General features: G+C 57.8%; 17 protein-coding genes and 1 riboswitch. Of the genes, 4 read left to right on the top strand and 13 right to left on the bottom strand.

The window, feature by feature from the left end; translation table 11 throughout:
• Position 1 precedes the first annotated feature (1 nt).
• A complete protein-coding gene (gene asrA, locus BN4575_RS08820) occupies positions 2-1,060 on the bottom strand; it encodes an anaerobic sulfite reductase subunit AsrA (protein ID WP_068977912.1) in 1,059 nt (352 codons plus the stop codon).
• Between the two features lie 200 nt (positions 1,061-1,260).
• Positions 1,261-2,103, bottom strand: a complete 843-nt coding sequence (locus BN4575_RS08815; protein ID WP_068977911.1) for a patatin-like phospholipase family protein — start codon at positions 2,101-2,103, stop codon at positions 1,261-1,263.
• A gap of 268 nt (positions 2,104-2,371) precedes the next feature.
• On the opposite strand from BN4575_RS08815, the gene BN4575_RS08810 reads away from it, so the two are divergent.
• Entirely contained in the window at positions 2,372-3,388 is a 1,017-nt protein-coding gene (locus BN4575_RS08810) for a S66 family peptidase (RefSeq protein ID WP_068977910.1), read from the top strand.
• Between the two features lie 92 nt (positions 3,389-3,480).
• On the opposite strand, the gene BN4575_RS08805 is transcribed toward BN4575_RS08810, so the two are convergent.
• A complete protein-coding gene (locus BN4575_RS08805) occupies positions 3,481-5,736 on the bottom strand; it encodes an LTA synthase family protein (RefSeq protein WP_068977909.1) in 2,256 nt (751 codons plus the stop codon).
• Between the two features lie 255 nt (positions 5,737-5,991).
• Between BN4575_RS08805 and BN4575_RS08800 the strand changes: the two genes are divergently transcribed.
• Positions 5,992-7,077 carry a hypothetical protein gene (locus BN4575_RS08800; protein WP_068977908.1) on the top strand — a complete coding sequence of 362 codons (1,086 nt, stop codon included), beginning with the start codon at positions 5,992-5,994 and terminating at the stop codon, positions 7,075-7,077.
• Positions 7,078-7,221: 144 nt separating this feature from the next.
• Here the strand turns inward: BN4575_RS08800 and lysC are convergent, their stop codons facing one another.
• A complete protein-coding gene (lysC, locus tag BN4575_RS08795; RefSeq protein ID WP_068977907.1) occupies positions 7,222-8,574 on the bottom strand; it encodes a lysine-sensitive aspartokinase 3 in 1,353 nt (450 codons plus the stop codon).
• 90 nt (positions 8,575-8,664) lie between these two features.
• Positions 8,665-8,888: riboswitch (Lysine riboswitch) on the bottom strand.
• A 107-nt stretch (positions 8,889-8,995) separates the two neighbouring features.
• The gene (argA, locus tag BN4575_RS08790; RefSeq protein WP_042019181.1) at positions 8,996-10,324 is read right to left on the bottom strand and encodes an amino-acid N-acetyltransferase; all 1,329 of its coding nucleotides are present in this window, start codon (positions 10,322-10,324) and stop codon (positions 8,996-8,998) included.
• Between the two features lie 271 nt (positions 10,325-10,595).
• Between argA and msrA the strand changes: the two genes are divergently transcribed.
• The gene (msrA, locus tag BN4575_RS08785) at positions 10,596-11,228 is read left to right on the top strand and encodes a peptide-methionine (S)-S-oxide reductase MsrA (protein WP_068977906.1); all 633 of its coding nucleotides are present in this window, start codon (positions 10,596-10,598) and stop codon (positions 11,226-11,228) included.
• A 260-nt stretch (positions 11,229-11,488) separates the two neighbouring features.
• Here the strand turns inward: msrA and BN4575_RS08780 are convergent, their stop codons facing one another.
• The 3 genes from BN4575_RS08780 to BN4575_RS08770 are packed head-to-tail and all read right to left on the bottom strand — an operon-like array spanning position 11,489 to position 12,738.
• Entirely contained in the window at positions 11,489-11,824 is a 336-nt protein-coding gene (locus tag BN4575_RS08780; RefSeq protein ID WP_042019186.1) for a DUF3802 family protein, read from the bottom strand.
• A gap of 57 nt (positions 11,825-11,881) precedes the next feature.
• Positions 11,882-12,358: a GNAT family N-acetyltransferase gene (locus BN4575_RS08775; protein WP_068977905.1), complete on the bottom strand. Its 477-nt coding sequence runs from the start codon at positions 12,356-12,358 to the stop codon at positions 11,882-11,884.
• Positions 12,355-12,738 (bottom strand): MmcQ/YjbR family DNA-binding protein, encoded by a 384-nt coding sequence (locus BN4575_RS08770; RefSeq protein ID WP_068977904.1) that lies wholly within the window; start codon positions 12,736-12,738, stop codon positions 12,355-12,357. The genes BN4575_RS08775 and BN4575_RS08770 overlap by 4 nt, the downstream gene beginning before the upstream one ends.
• A gap of 106 nt (positions 12,739-12,844) precedes the next feature.
• On the opposite strand from BN4575_RS08770, the gene BN4575_RS08765 reads away from it, so the two are divergent.
• On the top strand, positions 12,845-13,636 hold the full coding sequence (locus BN4575_RS08765; protein ID WP_068977903.1) for an alpha/beta fold hydrolase: 792 nt from the start codon (positions 12,845-12,847) through the stop codon (positions 13,634-13,636).
• A gap of 183 nt (positions 13,637-13,819) precedes the next feature.
• Here the strand turns inward: BN4575_RS08765 and BN4575_RS08760 are convergent, their stop codons facing one another.
• From BN4575_RS08760 to BN4575_RS08745, 5 genes are all read right to left on the bottom strand, one after another.
• Positions 13,820-14,806, bottom strand: coding sequence for a hypothetical protein (locus BN4575_RS08760; protein WP_141689753.1), 987 nt, complete (start codon positions 14,804-14,806; stop codon positions 13,820-13,822).
• A gap of 327 nt (positions 14,807-15,133) precedes the next feature.
• A complete protein-coding gene (locus tag BN4575_RS08755) occupies positions 15,134-15,994 on the bottom strand; it encodes an SIR2 family protein (protein ID WP_218060767.1) in 861 nt (286 codons plus the stop codon).
• Between the two features lie 78 nt (positions 15,995-16,072).
• Entirely contained in the window at positions 16,073-16,291 is a 219-nt protein-coding gene (locus tag BN4575_RS22290) for a hypothetical protein (RefSeq protein ID WP_218060766.1), read from the bottom strand.
• A gap of 469 nt (positions 16,292-16,760) precedes the next feature.
• Positions 16,761-17,816 carry a lipocalin-like domain-containing protein gene (locus tag BN4575_RS08750; RefSeq protein ID WP_176716425.1) on the bottom strand — a complete coding sequence of 352 codons (1,056 nt, stop codon included), beginning with the start codon at positions 17,814-17,816 and terminating at the stop codon, positions 16,761-16,763.
• 173 nt (positions 17,817-17,989) lie between these two features.
• Positions 17,990-20,419, bottom strand: coding sequence for an FtsX-like permease family protein (locus BN4575_RS08745; protein ID WP_068977901.1), 2,430 nt, complete (start codon positions 20,417-20,419; stop codon positions 17,990-17,992).
• Between the last annotated feature and the right edge of the window lie 17 nt (positions 20,420-20,436).

The raw sequence follows: 20,436 nt of genomic DNA, 5'->3' as shown, positions 1-20,436 counted from the left end.
ATCAGTTCGCCCCCTGCGCGTTGTCGGCTGCGATGGTCTGTTCGACCACATCGGTCATCTTGTTGATGATTTTGCTAAAGGAGATGTAGTGAGGGCAGCGATCGTCGCAGCGGCCACAGCCGACGCACATGTGCTCCTTTCCCTGACGGGCCTTGTAGTCGTTGACCTTGTGCAGGGCGCGATAACGCAGGCGCTCGCCATGTTTGGCGCGAAAACCGTGGCCACCGGCCATGTCGCTAAAGCCATCCACCATGCAGCTGGCCCACTGGCGACGGCGCTCGCCCTGCTTGGGGTTCTCCGCATAGGTGAGGTCATGCACGCTGTAGCAGCTGCAGGTCGGGCAGGAGGTGGTACAGCGGCCGCAACCGATGCAGCGGCTGTCGTACTCGGCCCAGACCGGATGGGCGGTGAGGATCTGGCGGATCCGCTGGGGGTCGTCACAGACGCTGTCCGGGGTGCGTACCTTGACCGGGTTGCTCTGGACAAATTCCGGGGTGAAGTCGTCGGATTCACCCAGTTCGGCAAAGTAGCCGAGCAGCTCGGGATCCTTCACCTCAATACGGGCACCCTCATCGCTCAGACGAATGGCGGCGGCGTAGTCCTGGGTCTCGTTGCTGCCCATGGAGACGCAGAAGCAGTTCTCGAAGCTCTCGCGGCACTCCAGCAGCACCAGCTTGAGCTTGCTGCGCAGCCGGGCGTAGTAGACGTCGCTGTTCTGGCCGTTGTTCAGGTAGACCTGATCCAGCCGGCGCAGGGCGTGGATATCGCAGCTGCGCAAGAACAGCAGGGTGGGCTTGGCCTCCACCTTTGATTCGCGCAGCTCCAGATTGTCGAAGTGGAACAGGGTCTGGGTGATGGGGAGCACCACCTCTTTCGGGGAGAAGTGGGACTTCTCCTGCCACACCAGATCGGCCGGATGACGGATGCTGTGATAGGTGACGTTGTCGGTGTCGGAGAAGCGACCGCCCCGATATTCGGCCGCGGGCGCCATGATCCGGTAATCGGGCAGCAGCCGCTCGAACAGCTGCGCCAGCGCGGGATGGGTGAGAAGAAACGACATAAATAAACACCTTGTATGAGGGTGAGATGCCCTGGCATAGGGATGAGGAGCGGGCCGGTCAGGATGTCTGGCATCGGTTCTGGCCGCGCTTGCCTCGCCACGGTCTGTTTTTATGACTCATGTTGCTCAACTGACCCGATTGTTATTGTGTTTGCGGCGCGTGCGTCGCGGCAGGTCGGGTCATGCCTGTAAAATCCTTATCAATTGAGCAGGGCGGCCTGATAGCCTGCGCACTTGCCCATCACGTATCCCATCTCCAGCTTGTTGATGTCGCGGGTGAAACGGGAAACGGGGAAGTAGTCGGCCGGGGCGATCACCTCGATCTGGCAGTCATCCGGCGGGTTGGCGATAAAATCGAGCGCCTCGTTGTAGCTGCGATCCCGCTGCTCCAGCGCATGGGCCAGCGCGGGGCGGGTCTTGAGCAGGGTGCGGATCATCCAGGGGAACGGCATCGGCTTGAGCCGGTAGCCGAGCGGCTCGGAGAGGATCACTGTCATATGACGGGCACCGCGGCGATAGGCCTCGATCACCGGGATGGAGTCGGCCACCCCGCCATCTGTCATCGGCACCCCGTGTACCTCCGGGTATTCGCCAGAGGCGAGGGGAATGGAACAGCTGGCGGGCAGTACCTCGTTCATGTTCTCCGGCTTGACCCGGATGTACTCCGCCTTGCCGGTCAGGGTATTGGTCACCACCGCGTAGAAGGGGATGCCGGTCTCGCGATAGGTATGGATATCAAGAGGGTAGTTGCGGCAGCTGGTGTTCCACAGCCAGTGGATATCCACCAGATTGCCCCCCTTGGCAAAGCGCATGGGATCCATAAACGCCTGGCTGCATGCCAGCTTGGTCAGGATGTCGTGGCTGCGGCCATGCTGGCTGGCCAGGTAGGCCAGCAAGTTGGTGGCTCCGGCCGAGACGCCGATGGCGAAGTCAAAGGGGCGATAGTCATGCTCGATAAACGCATCCAGCACACCGCTGGCAAATATGCCGCGCATGGCACCGCCTTCTACAACCAATGCGCTGGTGGATGCGTTTTTGTTCATGACAGGCACCTCATTTAAGTGAGAGAGAAAAGTTAAGTCGGAGAGAAAATGTTCGGGCTGTCAGGCCGACCGTTTTGATTGCCAACTGGGGTTGGCCATCGCAATGAGGTCATTCTAAGAAAGGGATGGTGTTTAGAATATCTGTTAATAATAAATCAAGCGTTTTGAATTTCTAAACGCTAATGATAAAACCCGTTGTGATAAAAGGGGTTATGTAGGAGTCTCAAAGACTCTGTGATGACTGGATATTGGCAAGGATGAGTGTGTCATGACGTTACTGGTTCCCCCGCTGCTCCAACGTGGCGATACCATCGGTTTTTTCTCCCCCTCCAGCGCGGCAACCGCCTGGGCCCCCAACCGTTTTGCCCGTGCCAGGGCGTTTCTTGAGGGGCAGGGCTTTCGGCTCAAGGCGGGCTGCCTCACCGGCCAGCAGGATCACTGGCGCTCTGGCTCCATCGCCGCGCGGGCTGAAGAGCTCAACGCCCTTATTCGCGACCCCGAAGTACGTTGCATCATGTCGGTGATTGGCGGCAGCAACTCCAATTCCCTGCTCCCTTACCTCGATTTTGAGGCGCTCAAGCGCGATCCCAAGATCATCATCGGCTACTCCGATGTGACGGCTCTGCTGCTCGGCATCTATGCCCAAACAGGCCTGGTCACCTTTTATGGCCCGGCGCTGGTGGCCTCCTTTGGCGAGTTGCCGCCGCTGGTGGATGAGACGCTGGCCAGCTTTTTACAGATTGCGCTGGCTGACGAAGTTGGCGTGCCCTGTACGATACCGACCCCCGTGCAATGGAGCGATGAGCGACTGGATTGGGAGAACCAGACCAGGGCCAAGCTCTGCCAGCCGAACCGACTGATCTCGGTGGGCACGGGGCGGGTAGAGGGACGGTTGATTGGCGGCAACCTCAACACCATTGCGGGGATCTGGGGCTCCCCCTATATGCCGACCATCGAGCACGGCGACATTCTGCTGCTGGAGGACAGCCTCTTATCTGCCGAGACGCTGGAGCGCTCCTTCGCCCATCTCAAGCTGTGCGGCATCTTTGATCGGATCGGCGGCCTTATCCTCGGCAAGCACGAGCTGTTTAATGATCGGGGCAGCGGCAAGCGCCCTCTCGATATCCTGCTGGAGGTGGTGGGGGAGCCGGATTTCCCCATTCTGGCGGAGTTTGATTGCGCCCATACCCACCCCATGCTGACGTTGCCGCTGGGTATCGAGGTGGCGCTCGATCTCGATCGCCAGCAACTCACCTTGCTGCAGCCCTGGTGGCGAGCAGAATGAGCACACAGCTGATGTGAACAAACATGAATGTCAAAAATGGATGTCAAAAAACAAGGCCGCTTAGCGGCCTTGTCTGTTTTTGTGGGCAGGGATCAGGGCAGGGCATCGGGCCGGAAGCTGGCACGGATCTGCGGCACCAGGCTTGAAGGGTCGAATCCCTTCTCTTCCCCCAGCACCGGATGGAGCAGGGGTTTCTCTTCGATGGGGGTGATATCCCCCGCCAGCAGTTGGCGGGTGGCCTGACCCATCTGGTAGAGCTGGCGCACCGGCGCAAACTGGGTCGCCAGATTGAGGGGGTCATCGGCGCGGGCAAAGGCCATCATCGGGATCTGGTAGGTGGCATCCCGCGCCGGTTTGTCACCGTGAATGCCTTTGCTGGCGGACATCAAAAACGGCTGGTGATCGCCAAAGGCCACCACCAGATAGCGTTTGCCCGACTGGTCGAGAGTCTTGAGCAGCCGCTCCAGCGAGGCCATGGCATCCACCACCCCGGTGTAGTAGGTGTTGAGTAGCTGGGTGTCGCTCTCGCTCTGGTTCGGGCAGGCGCCGCTGCGCTCCTGCCCCTGATAGCGGGGACCATCGAAGGGGCCGTGCCCCTGCATGGTGACCGCGTAGGCAAACAGCGGCTTGTCATCCTGATCGCTGCGCTTGAGCATGTGGTCGATCAGCGCATCGTCGGAGATATAGAGCCCCTTGTGCTCAAGGGTGGTGAAGCGGGTATCGAACCAGCGCTCCTCATACCCCAGCGCAGGGATCGCCTTGGCGCGGCCCCAGAATTTTTCCACATAAGGGTGGGCAAACAGGGTCTGGTAGCCGCTCTGTCTGGCGCTCTGGGCCAGCCCCGGCACCTGCTCCGAGAGGTAGTAGTAGGGCACTACCCCCTGCTTGAGCAAGCCCACCGGCAGGCCGGTGTTCATCTCGAACTCCGCCAGCACCGTCATGCCGCCGGTGGTGGGGGAGTGGATAGTCTTGTGCCACTGCTGCACGCTGGCGGGCAGGGAGAGGGTAGGCGCAGGGGCGCAGATCCGCCCCTGCCAGTCGAGCCAGAGCGATTCGTATTGCAGCACGATCACCAGATCCCAGCGCGGCGCTATGCCTTGGGGCGGATGGCTCAGCTGTGGGGTCAGCTCGTTGATCTGCAAGGGGTAGCGAAATACGCTGCCGCTTTGCAGCATCTCGTCCACCAGATTGAACAGATAGAGGCCGGGGCCGGAGCGGATGATGTCCCTGTGGTAGTTGACCGCGCGATCCACGTAACGAATGTTGGCCCCCAGCAGCTTGTTGCCGGTCTGGGTGGCAAAGACGCACAGGGCAAAGAAGGCGACGGTGGCGGCAGCCGTGCGCAAGACCCAGCGTGACAGGGCAAAGCGCCAGCAGAGAAACAGTGCCAGCAAAACGGTGAAGATGGGCAGGATGGGATGCTGATCGAGCAGGATCCGCAGCAGCGCCAGCAGGTTGCCAAAATCATCCCCGCCGAGCGGCACGCCGTAGATGGCGATCTTCATAAAGTTGGCCAGCAGCCCTATGCCTGACAGCGCGGTAAAGACCAGACCCATATAGAGGTTGAAGCCTGCCAGCGCGCAGAGGCTCCAGCCCAGCACCATGCTGCCCCAGGCGAGGTAGTAGTGCTCCGGTCGAAAGCCTGACCAGAGCAGAAACTCCCCCAGTTTGAACACCACGAAGCCGTGCAGCAGCACGAAGGTGAGGTTGCCGAGCAGCAGGCTGCCGATGATCCGCCAGCGCAGGCTGCGGCGCAGCTTTGGCAGCACAGTTTTGAGTACGGCGGCGCTCAGGGCCAGCACCAGTGTGAGGCTCACCACCAGATAGGTGAGGTTGAAACCCTGCTCCGGCAGGGTTTGCAGGATCTGGCTGAAATCACCGCTCTCGGGGCGACCTTTGAGCAGCAGGCCGATGCGCAGTTGATAGCGGCTATCCAGCGCATCGTCCGGGGCCCGCAGGGTGCTGTTGAGATCCAGGGTGCAGCGGTTGTTACGGCAAACCTGACGTTTATCGACCCCCTGACTCAGCTCGTCGATCCGTTCGCCCTTGTCGTTGAGCAGCTCTACCCGCACCTTGTCCCCCGCTTGCAGCGGCCCACGCAACTGCCACTGGCTGCGCACCACCAGATAGAGGCCACGGCTGTCGCTTTTATAGAGCAGGGCGTGGCGGCTGAGAGTGGCCAGCGGATTGTCGGCAGGCCCCAACACCAGCGGTTGGGCACGGCCCAGCCAGCTGCCGGGATTGACCAGCGGCAACAGCAGGGTCAGCAGCAGCAATCCGCCTAGCAGAGCGAGTACCACAGAGGGCAGACTCAGGACGGGTTGGCGGCCTGAGGAGGGACGATTCATATAAGCTCATCCTTTGAGCGAGTGGGGGAGAGATCGTTCATCCGTATAGGGTTTGACCCGATGGTGCGGGCCTTGTTCCAGCTTGTCAATTTAATGACCGTTTAATGAATATTTGGTTACTGTTCAACCCTGCAAATTGTGATCCCGATCGAGGGGTTGCACGGAATATGTGATGAAAGCGTCATCATGGGGTTTTGCCGCTGGCCTGGGAGGGGAGCGCTGTTTAGTCTCTCAATAGCGACAGGAGGTATATGTATGAATCCTAAGGTGATGGCGCGTCAGGCCAGATTGCTGCGCATGCTGGAGAGCAAGGAAGAGATCCGGATCGGACGCGAGCGCGACTGCCCGCTGCCGCTGGCTCAGCTGGTCAGACTGAAGGATACCCATCCGGCCGTGATCAAGGTCTATCGCCACGGTCTCACCGCCGAGGTGTTTCACCTCAAGGTGGAGGGGCATCACTGGTGCCTCAAGCGGCGGCGTCAGGCTTCGCTGGTGGCCAACCTCGATGGCAAAACCGCCTTTCTGACCGAGCTGGAGCGGCGGCGCGAAATCGAGGCGCTGCGCGAGTTGCATCCCACCATCCTCTCCCATGTGGTCTGCACCAGCTTTGGCTCGGCGCGGGCCGGAGTGCTGGTCTCACCCTGGCTGCGGGGCGTGCCGGTCCATCAGCTCAACGAGCGCAATCTGGCCCAGATGCTGGAGGTGCAGGGGGAGCTGGCGCGCTGGGGCTGGTTTGACTGGGATCCGAGTCCGGGCAACCTGCTCGACGACGGCGAACAGATCAGCGTGTTCGATTTTGGCTATATGTGGACCTTCGATCCCCGCTTTGAATACAACTCCAACGGTCTGGTTGATCCGCAGTTTCATGTGCCGGAGCGGCTGGAGACCCGTACTCTGTCAGGGCTCTGGCTCGATGAGGCCGATCCCTTGCCGCAGTTTCGCTACTGGCGCGAGCTTTGTCTTCAGTGGGTCAAGCGCGAGATCCATCACCTTACCCGTGAAGGGGCCAGTGCGCCGGTGCTGGCCAGACTGCATACCTTGCAGGGAGAGTGGAGTGCCGCGCTGGCGAGCGACGAGGCGCTGGTCGCCAACTGGTGGCGGGACATGTATCGCAGTCACCGGCTCGATGTGGCGGACGATCTGAGCGGCAAGAGCTGTGGCCCGCTGACCCTGCGCCGTCTCGACTGGCTGTTGCAGGCGGTGACGGATCATTATCTGCTGCTGGTGGATAATCTCTCGCCTCAGGAGACGGAGCTGGGTCAGACCGGGCTGCGGGCCCGCTTGCAGCAGCTGCGCCGCGAAGCCGTGGCCTGCCAGCTGCCTGCCACGTCTCTCGCTTGAGCTGCACGGTTTAATACAGGGTTCAATAACGGATCTGGCTAAAAACCGGGTCTGCCAATCAACAGGGCGCCTTTTGCTGGTTTAGCAAAGGCGCCCTGTTGTATGCCGCTCTGCGACCCTTATCTGGTCAGCTTGCTCAAGTGGTTAGTCCAGCAACTCTTGATGGAGGCGGTTGACGATATTGCCCGCTTCGCCCTCCTTGACCAGGAAGCAGAGGTTATGGGCGCTGGCGCCGTAGCAGATCATCCGGATGTTGTGCTCGCGCAGGGCGTCAAAGACCAGACTGCCCACACCGTTCACTTCGCTCATCCGGTTGCCAATCAGCGCCACCAGTGCCAGACCGGTTTCCACCTCCACCTTGCAGAGGTGCCCCAGCTCGGCCAGTACCTTGTCGCTCAGGATCGGCTCGCCGTTGCTCTGGCTGCCGGTGTGATCCAGGGTCAGCGACACGCTCACCTCCGAGGTGGTGATGAGATCCACCGAGATGCGGTGACGGGCCAGAATGCCGAACACTTCCGCCAGAAAGCCGTAGGCGTGGAACATGTTGAGGCTGTGCAGGGTCACCAGCACCTGTTGGCGGCGCAGGGCGACGGCGCGAAACAGCGGGCTTGAATCGGTGCTGGCGCGGATCCAGGTACCACCGGCGGCAGGGTCCTTGGCGGAGCCGACAAACACCGGAATATTCTGGCGCACCGCCGGTTGCAGGGTGGCGGGGTGCAGCACCTTGGCGCCGAAGGTAGCCATCTCGGCCGCCTCGACAAAGCTGATTTCGGGGATCGGGCGGGCGCGGGTCACCAGGCGCGGATCTGTGGTGTAGATGCCGGGCACATCGGTCCAGATCTCGATACTGGCGGCATCCAGCGCTTCGGCCAACAGGGCCGCGCTGTAGTCAGAGCCGCCGCGACCCAGCGTGGTGGTGCGGCCATCGCCATCGGCACCGATAAAGCCCTGGGTGATGACGAGGGTATCGCCAAGCTGCGGGCCCAGCGTCTGCTGGCAGAGGGTGCGGGTGGTGGCCAGATCGACGGTGGCTTTGCCAAAGCGGCTGTCGGTGCGCATCAGTTGGCGCACATCCTGCCAGTGGGCCTTGACGCCGCGCTGGCGCAGCAGCTCGGTAAAGAGGCGGGTAGACATCAGCTCGCCGCAGGCGATGAGGCGATCCGCCAGCTCCGCATCGGTATGCTGGTGCGCTTGCTGGGCCATGAGGCGGATCTCGTCGAGCTGACCATGAATGAGGGCGCTCACATCGCCGGGGTGGCCGAGATCCGCCAGAATGGCCTGCTGGATCCCGGCCAGTTTGGCCAGCTGCTCGTCGCGGCCCGCTTCGTCCAGCTCCCCTTGTGCCAGGGCGACCAGCAGGTTGGTGACACCGGCGCTGGCGCTCAGGACCACCACCCGGGTGGCGGGATTGGCCAGCACGATATCGGCGCAGTTGTTCATGGCCGCGGCGTTGGCGACACTGGTTCCGCCAAACTTGGCGACATTGATCGGGCTCATTGCTTACTCCTGTCTTAATTTAAGATTCCGGTTCCATCGGGCAAAAAAGAGAGGAGGAGGCTGAAAATGGCAGGAATGAACGAAGCTATCCCGGCCAGAAGCACTCCACCTGCAGAGCCCATCCCGTACCGCCCCTGACAGGGCGCGGTGGGGGATGATCACTACCGATGACAACCCGGGGGATTCAGCCCCCGCAGCCGACGTTGAGGTCACCAGTCTCCTCACTCGTCTCGGCGCTGCTCCCCCTGACCCAAGTTCACCGGACGCTGGCGTCCTCCCTTGGGCTGCCTGGGCAGCGCTCCTCTTCTGGCTCCACCATGGCGGTGGAGTGCATTTAGAAATACCCTGCGTTGGATTGCACTGTCAATCGAGTTTGTGAAAAAGTTCAAATTGTCAGCTAACTCAACACAGAATCAACGGCTTAGACAATGGTCTTTGACAAAACCTTGGAGCGGCGCTGCCAGTTGTAGAGACGCTGGCGCGCCACCGGCAGATCTTCCACTTCCAGCGGATCGAAGCCCCGCTCCCGGAACCAGTGGATGGAGCGGGTGGTGAGCACAAACAAGCGGCGAATGCCGAGCCGTTTGGCCCGCTCGGCCACCTTGGCCACCAGCTGATCCCCCCGGTTGGAGTTGCGATAGTCGGGGTGGATGGCGACGCAGGCCATCTCCGCCATCGCCTCTTCCATAAAGCAGTAGAGCGCCGCGCAGCCGATGATCAGGCCATCGCGATCTATGATGGTGAACTTGTCGATCTCCATCTCCAGCTGCTCGCGGGAGCGGCGCACCAGAATGCCTTCTTCCTCCAGCGGGCGGATCAGATCCAGAATGCCGCCGATATCCTCGATGGTGGCGGCGCGGGCCTGCTCGGCACTTTCCCGCACGATCTGGGTGCCGAGGCCGTCGCGGCTGAACAGCTCCTGCAGCATGGCGCCATCATCCTGATAACTCACCAGATGGGAGCGGGGCACCCCGCCACGGCAGGAGGCAATGGCCGCGCGCAGATAGCGGGCGGTGCCGGACATCTCTTCTCCCGCCTGCTCGAGCTCCACCAGCAGCTCTTCGGCCTGCTCGGGGAAGAGCTCGGAGATGGCTTCGCCGCGTCTGTCCATTACCCCCTGGGTGCTGCTGAAGCAGATCAGCTTGTCCGCTTTGAGATCCACCGCCACCCGGCGGGCCACCTCTTCCGAGCTGAGGTTGAAGCTCTCGCCGGTGACCGAGCAGCCGATGGGGGAGATCAGCACCAGACTCTTCTGATCGAGCTGGCGGGTGATCCCCTCCACGTCGATGCGGCGCACCCGGCCGCTGTGGCAAAAGTCGATGCCATCATCCACCCCCAGCGGCTGGGCGGTGACGAAGTTGCCGCTCACCACACTGATGCGAGCCCCCTGCATCGGGGTATTGGCCAGCCCCATGGAGAGCTGGGCGGTGATGTCGTATTGCAGGCCGCCACACACCTGCTTGATGATGGCGAAGCTATCACCATCGGTAACGCGAGTGCGTCTGTGGTACTGGGCCTCGATGCCCGCATGGGCCAGCGCCTCGTCATTTTGCGGCCGTGAACCAAACACCAGTACCAGACGTATGCCCAGTGTCTGCAGCAGGGCGATATCGCTGACGATATTGGCAAAATTGGGGTGGCTGATGGCTTCTCCCCCCATCATCAGCACAAACGTGGCACCCCGATGCACATTGACATAGGGGGTGGATTGCCGGAAGGCATTGACCAGACTGGGTTCGCGTTCACGCACTTGATATTTCTTCCATAAAAAAACAGCGATTGGCTCAATATATGAAAATTAATTCACAAATCAAGACTAAATATTGGTTTTGGCTGTTTCTGGTCTACTTGGGGCGGCCGAGCCGTGCGGATCGGGAAAAGGGGGTAGGGAGGTGCAGATGGCACTATGGGGCGAGCGGGGAGGGGGCCCGCCGGTTGATCCGCCGCGATAAACTGCTATCTTCGATGCTCCTTTTCGTCAGCTGTGTGATTTCACAGGGTTTTATACAAGGACAGGATTCATGGAACAGATTATTTCACCGGCAGATGCCCTGCCGGGACGACGCGAAGCGATGGTGATTGGTCAGCAACATGGGGTGAACGGCAACCCGACCCAGGGCCCCTGGCCGGAGGGGATGGCGGTGGCCTGGTTTGGCATGGGCTGTTTCTGGGGTGTGGAGCGCCTGTTTTGGCAGCAACCGGGTGTCTATTCCACCGCGGCCGGTTATCAGGGGGGCGTCACCCAGAATCCCAGCTACAAAGAGGTGTGCAGCGGGCTGACCGGCCATGCCGAGACGGTGCAGGTGGTGTTTGACCCGGCTGTTATCAGCTACGGCGATCTGCTGAGACTGTTCTGGGAGCAGCACGATCCGGCGCAGGGAATGCGGCAGGGGGGCGATGTGGGCACCCAGTACCGCTCGGTGATCTTCTTCGATGACGAGAGCCAGCAGATCATTGCCCAGCAGAGCATGGCGGCTTATCAGCAGGCGATGACGGCGAGCGGCGACAGTCGTGCCATTACCACCCGCATTCTGCCACTGGCGCCCTTCTATTACGCCGAGGATTACCATCAGCAATATCTGGCGAAGAACCCGGACGGATACTGCGGATTGGGTGGCATTGGCGTCTGTTTGCCGCCAAGTCTGAACCGCTGAACGGGTTTGTAGGGATTTTCTTAAAAAAGTGAAAATAAATGCTGTCTGGCGGGAACTTATTGCTATTAGGCGGGACTAACTAGGTAGCGTCCAGGGATCGGATGCAAAGTCCAGACACATTTCTTGCCTTGATAACCACCCAATGAATGAACGCATGGGGGGATTGAAAGTGATAGCAAGCAGGGCTGCCCACCAAGGCGGCCCTTTTCATATCTGCGTGTTTTAAAACCTTGCGTTGGACGGGAGAACCGGGCAGCAGATCAGGCGATCGCGCTGTCGAAGAGGTTCTTGATAAGGTCAATAAACTCAATGAGGAAGGCTTTTTGTTCCGGGGTCGGGGCGCGCAGCCAGACGGCAGAGAGCACCTCTTCCAGATCGGCGACCACGGCGTCGGCCTCCTGCATGATGGCAAAACGCACCTTGGGATCGATCTGCGGGTTTTGCTCGCAAATGGCCATCAGGTTGCTGGCAACACGGCCACTGACCAGATCTTCGATGGTCTCTTCACCGTTGCTCTGCTGTTGGGATTCAAACAATCCCAGACTCTCCACCAGATACTCGATCAGCGAGATATAGCCTTCACTTTCTACCACCATGGTTGCTGCCTCAATACAGTAACAATACGAAAATTAAGCGTATTTTAGTGACTTGACCTAGCTTGGCAAGCAGCAGTGCAGGCGATGGCGAGTAAAACTGACTCCGCCCCGCTCCACGCGCTCCAGTCCGGTCAACACAAAGCCATGTCGTAAAAATAGCTCATAACTGAAGGCGCTGGCCTCGGTGGTGATGCGCTGCAGGCCCCGCGCCCGGGCGCCCGCCAGTGCCGTGGTGAGCAGCAGATTGCCCAACCCTTGCCGCTGATGGTCGGCGCCCACATAGAGCAAGCTGAGGTGGCCATCCGCACTCAGGGTGACAAAACCGAGGGGCACATTTCCAAGCTCCGCCACCCAGCCGTGGTGTTCGCGCAGCTGGCTGACAAAGCCGGGATGGTGCGCGCCGAGTGCCCACTGCTCCACCTGTTCGGCGCTGTAGTGCTCGGGGCCGCTGCCACGCACCGCCTGCTCAAACAGGGTAACGAGGGCGGGGATATGTGGCTCGCTGAGTGGGACAATACGCAGTGCTGGGGTCATGGGGTTTTGCCGTCAGTAGGTTGGAGGGGTTGCGGCGCCTGCGGCCGTTTGGCTTTGGGCAGACCCGCGATAACCCGTTCATAGGAGTGGTGCACCCAGCCTTGCCAGAGATCGTCCGGCAGTGCATCGCTTAAGGTCACAGTGTTCCAGTGCTGCTTGTTCATATGCCAGCCCGGTTTGACCTCGGGGTGGATCTCGCGCAGCAGCAGGGCCAGTTCGGGCTCACATTTGAGGTTGATGGTGAGCGGTTCGGCCTGCCAATCCACCAGCGCGAACATCTTGCCCGCGATGCGGTAGACCAGGATCTCCGGGCCAAACGGGGTATCTTCCTGCGTGCCAGGCAGGGTGAGCAGAAAGGCCCTCAAACTCGTCAACTCCATCCTCACGCTCCTTGCCGGTTACCATGTAAACGTATTTTTTTGCTGAAATTATCTGCTAAGATGCGCGCCTACTATACCCCAATGCCGTCGATGAGGGAGTCGCAAGATGCTGTATCACAAGACCTTTGAGCTTGGCCCCGAACGGGATTGGGTAGTGTTTGTCCACGGCGCCGGTGGCAGCTCCTCCATCTGGTTCAAACAGCTGCGCGCCTATCGCGAACACTTCAACGTACTGCTGCTGGACTTGCGTGGCCACGGCCAATCCCACCAGCTGCAGCAGGTGGTCAAGGGCCACTACAGCTTTCGGGAAGTGACCGAAGATATCGTGCGGCTGCTCGATCATCTCAAGATCCGCCGCGCCCACTTTGTCGGCATCTCCCTTGGCACCATCCTGATCCGCCATCTGGCCGAGCTCTGCCCGGAGCGGGTCAAGAGCATGGTATTGGGGGGCGCCATCCTGCGGCTCGATATCCGCTCACGGGTGCTGGTACAGCTGGGCCGACTCGGCCAGCATATCCTGCCCTATATGTGGCTCTACCGGCTGTTTGCCTTCATCATCATGCCGCGCCAGCGCCATCAGGAGTCGCGCAACCTGTTTGTGCGCGAGGCCCGCAAGCTGTGCCAGAAAGAGTTCAAACGCTGGTTCCGCCTCGCCACCGAGGTCAACCCGCTGATGCGCTACTTCCGCGAACGCTCCCTGCCCATTCCCACTCTCTATGTGATGGGGGAGGAGGATCATATGTTTCTGGCGCCGGTACGCGAACAGGTGGCCCGCGACCCCTACAGCCAGCTCGAGATCATCGAAAACTGCGGCCATGTCTGCAATGTGGAGCAGCCGGAGCACTTTAATCGGCAGTCGTTGGCGTTTATTTCCACCCAGGCTAGTGCCCGCTATTAAAAATTAGGTCAATCCCTCTTTCAAGCCACGTATTCATGCCAACTTTGGGATCTGTATGGCGTAATTTTCTTGTTATCTATAAGGGACTGATGAATCTGTATTAATGACGATAAATAAAAATTAAATGTGTCATGCTGTTGAGCTTAAATAAGGAATATTGTGTTTTTGATGAATTTTTTGGCGTTAGCTCCAAGTGAGTGATTTTAATTTTTCAGAAATATCAAAGATTGAAACCGGCTCACCTATTAATTCTTTAATATTGAATAATCGCGCTCCTTGAATTCCTCCAGATGACGTTTTCTTAAAGTCTGTTTTGACTGGTTCCCCACAGAAAAATCTATGACCATCATCGATATAGTAACCACAATGAGATTTAGAGTCCTCTATGATCGCTATTATTCGTTCATCAAATTCGTCTGTATCTACCCCATTTACATATTTCTTGGATAGTTTTTCTCCATCCCATGTCACATCAAATACTGACTTAATATCCCAAATATATTGAACTGACTTATTAGCATACACACCTAAGTATCGATGGTCAGTATACCCTCTATCTGAGGGGTGGTAGTAAACACCATACTTGGCATTTAGATCGAGACTCACACCACAAGGTAAGACCCTCATTAAGTATCTAGCTTGATTAAATAAATCGGTATCATTGCAATATTGCAAATAGTCTTCAATAATTGAATTTATTTGCGTTTCATGCTCTTTGAATAATCTCTTAGATATCAAACATATATCTTCAAATGTTATGCTTGAAAATACCACACCTGGGTTTGTTGATTGAATTTTGGACTCGATATTTTTCAGTTTATTGGTTTCTATGTTTTCCTTTGTAAGGAGTAATAGTATTTTCTGTTCCTCCCCCTTAAATTGGTTAGCATGACGTTCAAGTTGTCCCAAATCAATAGATGCATCCACTTTAGTTTCAATTAGTATTTTGAAGCTGCGTTGCCCAATAGAGCCATCCGGTATAGAGTCACCCATACGCTGTTGTTGATTGATATCTATTCCAATTTCAATGTTTTCACCAGTTATTTCTGACAAAAGATTAGCGAGTTGTAATGGTGAGTGTTCGTATATTTTTGCAAATAATAGTAGTGTGTTGTTTGTTACCGCATTTTCGCGGGATGAATATCGTTGAAAGTAGTGGATTTGTCCCATTGGTTATAAATGTCCGATTTAAATATAATTGACTCAGTCATTTTATCGAAAGTGATGTTGATTTTAAATAGAAACTTAATTCTCGTTGAGCTAGGTTTGTTGAGCGGAGACGGTGCGATTTACATAGCAGTATTTCAGTAATATATGGTACTATATAAGACTAACTATCTACATTTTCTTGAAGTAAATAATGTGGGTGAATGCTGTACTTCTTTTACTGAAGTACAATTTTAATTGTGATGCAAAAGGTTATTATTGCTTTGCAAGTTATATATGTTTTTTCAGAAAAAGCTATTGGTGAGGGTGTTAAAAGTGATTGCTATAAAGCTATAGACCAAGGCGAATATTTTTTAGTATTTCTGGTATTTCTGGTATTTCTGGTATTTCTGGTATTTCACTATAGTCCTTTACCCACAATATACCAACGCCAAAAGATAAAGCATCATTTTCTTCAAACTTCTCCATAAGCTTAATTAGATCATCAACGACGTCATCCAAACCTAATTGAGCTCTAGCTTCTTCATCTAAGATACCTTCATTCTCTGAAAGAATTTTTTCAAGCTTAGTTTTTACATGCGTTTTATCGTGCCTCTTCTTAAAGCAGTAGTGATGGATATCCTCATCACCCCTTTCATTCTTGGCGATATCAAGTAGTCGGCGAAGATTGGGATCAGAAAAAGATAGACCAATAAAAAGACAATTATGATCTTTGAACTTATTAATTTGTATCAAGTTGCTCCATCCATAAACATCACTATACTGCTGGTGATATCCATCCTCACTAAGAACAACTTTGTTTTTTGTGGTCAATTGCCCTTTTTGTGGCAGAAATCCATGAACATGATAAATCGGTAGTTGATGAGACTCATGCTTCATTCCCCGAGCATGGATAGGCATAAAAGGTATATCTACATCAATATTTCTTAAACATTGTTCCATTAAATCATCATAGTTATAAGTTATGATTGAATCTAGATTTGGGCTTTTTCCTGCGGCAATACAGAATTGTCTTATTTCTTTGAGAAGAGCTGAGTCTTCATTTGTTTTCACTCCAATGTATAGGACGTCACGAATTGCTGTCTCGAACGCTAATTTTGAGTCGGGTCTTGTTTTTTTGAAATAGTTATTTAAGTACCTAGCCGATATAAGTGAATTTGGTTCGAAGATACTTGTGAAGGTTTTGGCCAAAACTCCTGCTTTTTCAATATTATTTTTGTCATCATCAGGCTTTATTGTTATTAGTAATAGTTTCTGGAGTAATGTATTTCAATCCGGTAATCCATAGGAAACAGACGTTCCTGCTCCTAGAACCATTACAAGCCTTTGAGTCCGGTACCAATCAGTAATTTGATTGATTTTTTGTTTATGTGTTTTTTCACTCCCATAATGTATGGAGAGGATTTTATGAAAGCTACTAGAAAGTGAATTCTCGATATATTTTTTGAATACGTCTGCTGTCAAGGTTAAAATACCCTCGGCACTCATATGACCTTCCTTGTTTTATGTAAAAGATATTTTGAAACATCTAGGATTTTAGTGGAGGTGATGCAACGGGTGACCAGTTATTTTGCTGTCTATTGGCGACTCATTATCCAAATAGCAGCATTGCTACCGCACGGGGTTACAGCTCCCCGAGTGCTGCTTTTAACCAGATTGAAAATTGGTAAATCACGGGATCACCTCGGCTGCTTTTGGGACTGTGAGGGTCGGATGAGTAGGGTATCAAACGCTGACGGGGGTAGTGAGTGGAGAGTTAGTTAGCACTCAGATTTTGCATCGTTTTTTGACGGGGATCAGACTTGAGCCAAGGTGGCTGGGGGCGGTTTGTTCGATAAACAAGCGTGCCAGTCATCCTTGATTGCTGATGCCCAGTTATATGGATTGCTGTTCAATGCCTGTTTTATGTCTTCTTATAAGGGCTATTGGTTTCGGGTCATTGAGCAAACCGGCCACTTTAGTAGCCGGTCATCTCCAGATAGCCAACTCCCTTGGCATCCCCCGAGACAGAGACAGCTCCCTCCCAGTAGTCAAAGCGGCCGGTCATGGCCTGATTGGGCTGACGGGCTTTGATGGTGAGGCTCATTCCGGCGGCGTTTAGCTGCCACTCAACGGGGTAATCCTGCCCCTTGGGGCCGCGCCAGGTGTTGCCCGGGGTGAGGCGAATCGCGTCGGGGGCAAGCACCCGGCTGCTGCCATCCCGCTCAATCAACATGCCGTAGCGGTTTTCGGGCTGGTTTTCGGGATTAGCACGGCGGCCCGCCTTGGTGCGCAGGCGAAACAGCATCAGCTCGCGGCCATCGGCCAGTTGCAGCGAAAACCAGTCCCAGCCCGATTGCCACTCCGCCAATACCGAGCTGCTCCACTCGTGATCAAACCAGCCTTGTCCGGTGACGGTGCGGGTTTCGCCATCGCGAGTCAGGGTGCCGCGAAGAGTGAGTCGCGGGTAGGAGTAGTAAAAGGAGGCGTTGCCCGGGCTCTTCTCGCTGTAACCGGCCTTGCCTTGCAGCACCAGCGGTTTGGCGGCAGTGACGGTGAGGTTCAGCTCGCCAATCTTGCTCTGCACCTTGAGGGTGGCGGGGAAGAGCGCCGCCCCTTGCGAGGCAAGCCGCCACTCCCTGAGCCAATATTGGCCGCCGTTGGCCCCCGCCAGCCCCGGCCCCTGCCGACTGGCCCGTTCATCTTGCTGGTGGCTGCCACGGTCGAGATCCGTGATGGCAAACTGGGCCAGCCAGAGCTGGGGGGTGAGCCAGGGGTTGCTGGTGCGAAGTGCTTGCTCGATACCCTGCCTAAACAGGGTCCACTGCATGCCATATTCGCGCCCCTGTTCATCCTTGAGGTTGCCGGTGAGATACCACCACTCGGAGCGGTAATCGGGGTGGGCGGTGTGATCCTCCGGCAACTGGATGGTTTGCCCCGGCAGCACCTTTTTAAAGCTGTCGCTGCCGCCACCGAGCAGGGCGCCCAGATCGCTGGCCTGCGCGCTGCCGCTCATGGCGATAAGCGGGAGCAAGAGGGCGGCGAGCCAGCGGGCGCGCAATGAGTTCAGCATTCCCCTCACCCTGACCCTCTCCCGAAGGGGGAGGGGATGGTTTGCGGCCGCGCTGCGCTGGAGAAAGGCCGGGGATACAGGACCGGTCAATGGGGTCGTCAAGCCATGGCTGAGCCAGCGCGGTAAACGAGGTTTCATACCACTCTCCTTGCCGCATACCAGGAGGCCAGTGCGCCACAGACAGGCGCCAGCAACAGGGCGGTGACCGCATGAAGGGGGGCGGCCTCGAAGGCGAGGCGCCAGCCAAAGGCGCGGGGGTTGACCACCTCGATCAGCACCCAGGCGAGGCCATATCCCACCGGCAGGGCCAGCAGGGCGGTGAGCAGCCCCAATCCCGCTCCTTGCCACACCAGCAGCTGGCGGCAGTGGCGGGGGCTCAAGCCCAGACTCTGCAAGGTCTGCAGCTCGCCACGGCGCGCCAGCCCCAGCACCATAAAGGCCGAGCCAATGCCGACAAAGGCGATGCCGAGGATCAGCAGCTTCAATAGCTCGGTCACCACGAAGGTCTGGTCAAACACCTTGAGCGCCGCGCTGTGGATGGCGGGGGCGGAAAGCAGATTGAGCTGCTCGCCAAAGCGCTCGCGCAGGCGGTCGGCCAGCTGCTCGGGGTCGTTGCTAAAAAGGGCGAGGGATTGCACCGCCCCCGCCTCGAAGGCGTGCAGAATTTGCCCCTTGTCGCTGCCGTAGTCCTGATAGACGCCGGTGACGGTGAACTGCCTTGGCCCCTGCTCGCCGCTGATCGCCAATGTCTGGCCCACCTTGACCCCGAGGCGCACCGTCAGCGGCTCGCTCGCCAGCACCTCGTCAGGACGGGTCGGCCAGCGTCCGGCCAGCAGCGGATAGGCCGCTTTAAGCTGAGGGATAAAGTCCATCTGCGCCCACTCGATGGGCTGCCCCTGCCAGCGGGCAGGGTGCACCGAGCGGCGCGAGGCGGCGCTCACCAGCGGATTGGCGAGCAGGGTCTTAAGGGTTGTATCGCTCAAAGTGCCCTTGTTGCCCGCTACCCCCTTGGGGGCGGTGACATAGAGATCGGCGGCCAGACGCTGGCCGAGCCAGATCTCCACGCTGGAGCGAAAACTCGACACCATGACCCCGATGCCGATGGCCGCCGCGATGGCGAGCTGCAACGCCATCACCGCGATGGCGGTGCGATCGAGGTGATAGAGTGTCTCGGCCACCCCGAGCCGGGCGGTGAGCGGGCCGCCCGCGCGCCGTCGCAGCCAGCCAAGCAGGCCGCGCAGGGCATCGGGCAGCCAGAGCGCCATGGCCAGCAGCCAGCCGCCTGCGATAAACAGGGCGCCACTCAGACCTGTTTGCGGCAGCCACAGGCAAACGGCGCACAGCAACAAGATGGCGATGGCCAGAATGCGCCGTCGCCACGGGTATGCGGGGGGACGGCTGCTTCCGGCGCGCAGTTCGAGGGGGGATTGGCGCAGCAGTTGCCACCAGCCGGGCAGGTTGGCGGCCAGCGTGCCGAGCAGCCCGATCAACAGCGCCTTGAGCAGGCTCACAGGGGAGAGGCGCAACAGATCGATGGGGTTGGGCCCATAGAGATCGGCCAGCGCCTGGGTCAGCTGTCCCATTAATGCTAGCGCCAACAGGCTGCCGAGCAGCACCCCGAGCAGGGTGCCGATGGTGGCGAGAATAAGTAGCTCCAGAATGAGCCAACGCAGCACCCGGCTCGGCCCCATCCCCAGAATGATCAACTGGGCCAGCTGGGGGCGGCGCACGCTCTGCACAAATCGCTGGGCATTGAACACCAGAAACAATCCCACCGCCATGGCGAGCAATGACAGCGCCGTCAGGTTGAGGGCCAGCGCATCGCCAAGCTGGCTGGCATCGAGCGCCGGGCTGATGGGCTCAAGCCACAAAGGCTGGTTCGGGTAATCGGTTTGCAGGGTGGCTTGCAGGGTGCGAGCCTCGGCGTCGCTTAGTTTGAAGAGGATGCGATCGAGCCGACCCGTTTTGCCAAGCAGCGGCTGGGCGAGGCCGATATCGGTTACCAACAGCCGCTCCATGGGGACAGCGCCGGGTTCGAAGGTGCCCGCCAGCGTCAGGGTCAGGATTCGGGCGCTTGCACCGTCGTTGCCCCCCAGCACAAAGCGGCGGTTCTGGCCCGGTTGCCAGCCAAGGCGATCTGCCTCGGGGGCCGCCAGCCAGACGCTGTCGGCACGGTTTAAGGAGAAGGTGGGGTCGCTATCAGGCGGGGTGCCAAACAGCTGACGCAGGGGGCCGGGGTTGAAGAGATCCATCCCCAGCAGTTGAAAGCTGCGGCCCTGCTCATCCTTGAGCCAGCCATGGAGCTGGGGCATGGCATCGAGGGCGGGCTGGCTTGTCACCAGTTGCACATAAAGCTGTTCATCCAGCCCGCCAGTGGGGGCCAGCCGGTAGTTGGCTTCCCCTGCCAGCTGGCTGCGGGCGGCGACAAAGTTGGTGCGGGCGCTGTGATTGAGCAGCTCGATGGCCACCACCAGCGACACCCCCAGCACCAGCCCGGCCAGACTCATCAACAGCAGCCAGGGGTGACTGCGATAGAGGCGCAGCAGCGCTTTGAGTGGCAACATCAGCTGGCCACCGGCAG

The organism is Aeromonas sp. EERV15, from assembly GCF_900079845.1.
Taxonomy (GTDB): domain Bacteria; phylum Pseudomonadota; class Gammaproteobacteria; order Enterobacterales; family Aeromonadaceae; genus Aeromonas; species Aeromonas sobria.
The sequence above is the reverse complement of the archived record's forward strand: the minus strand, read 5'-3'. Positions and strand labels throughout refer to the sequence as shown.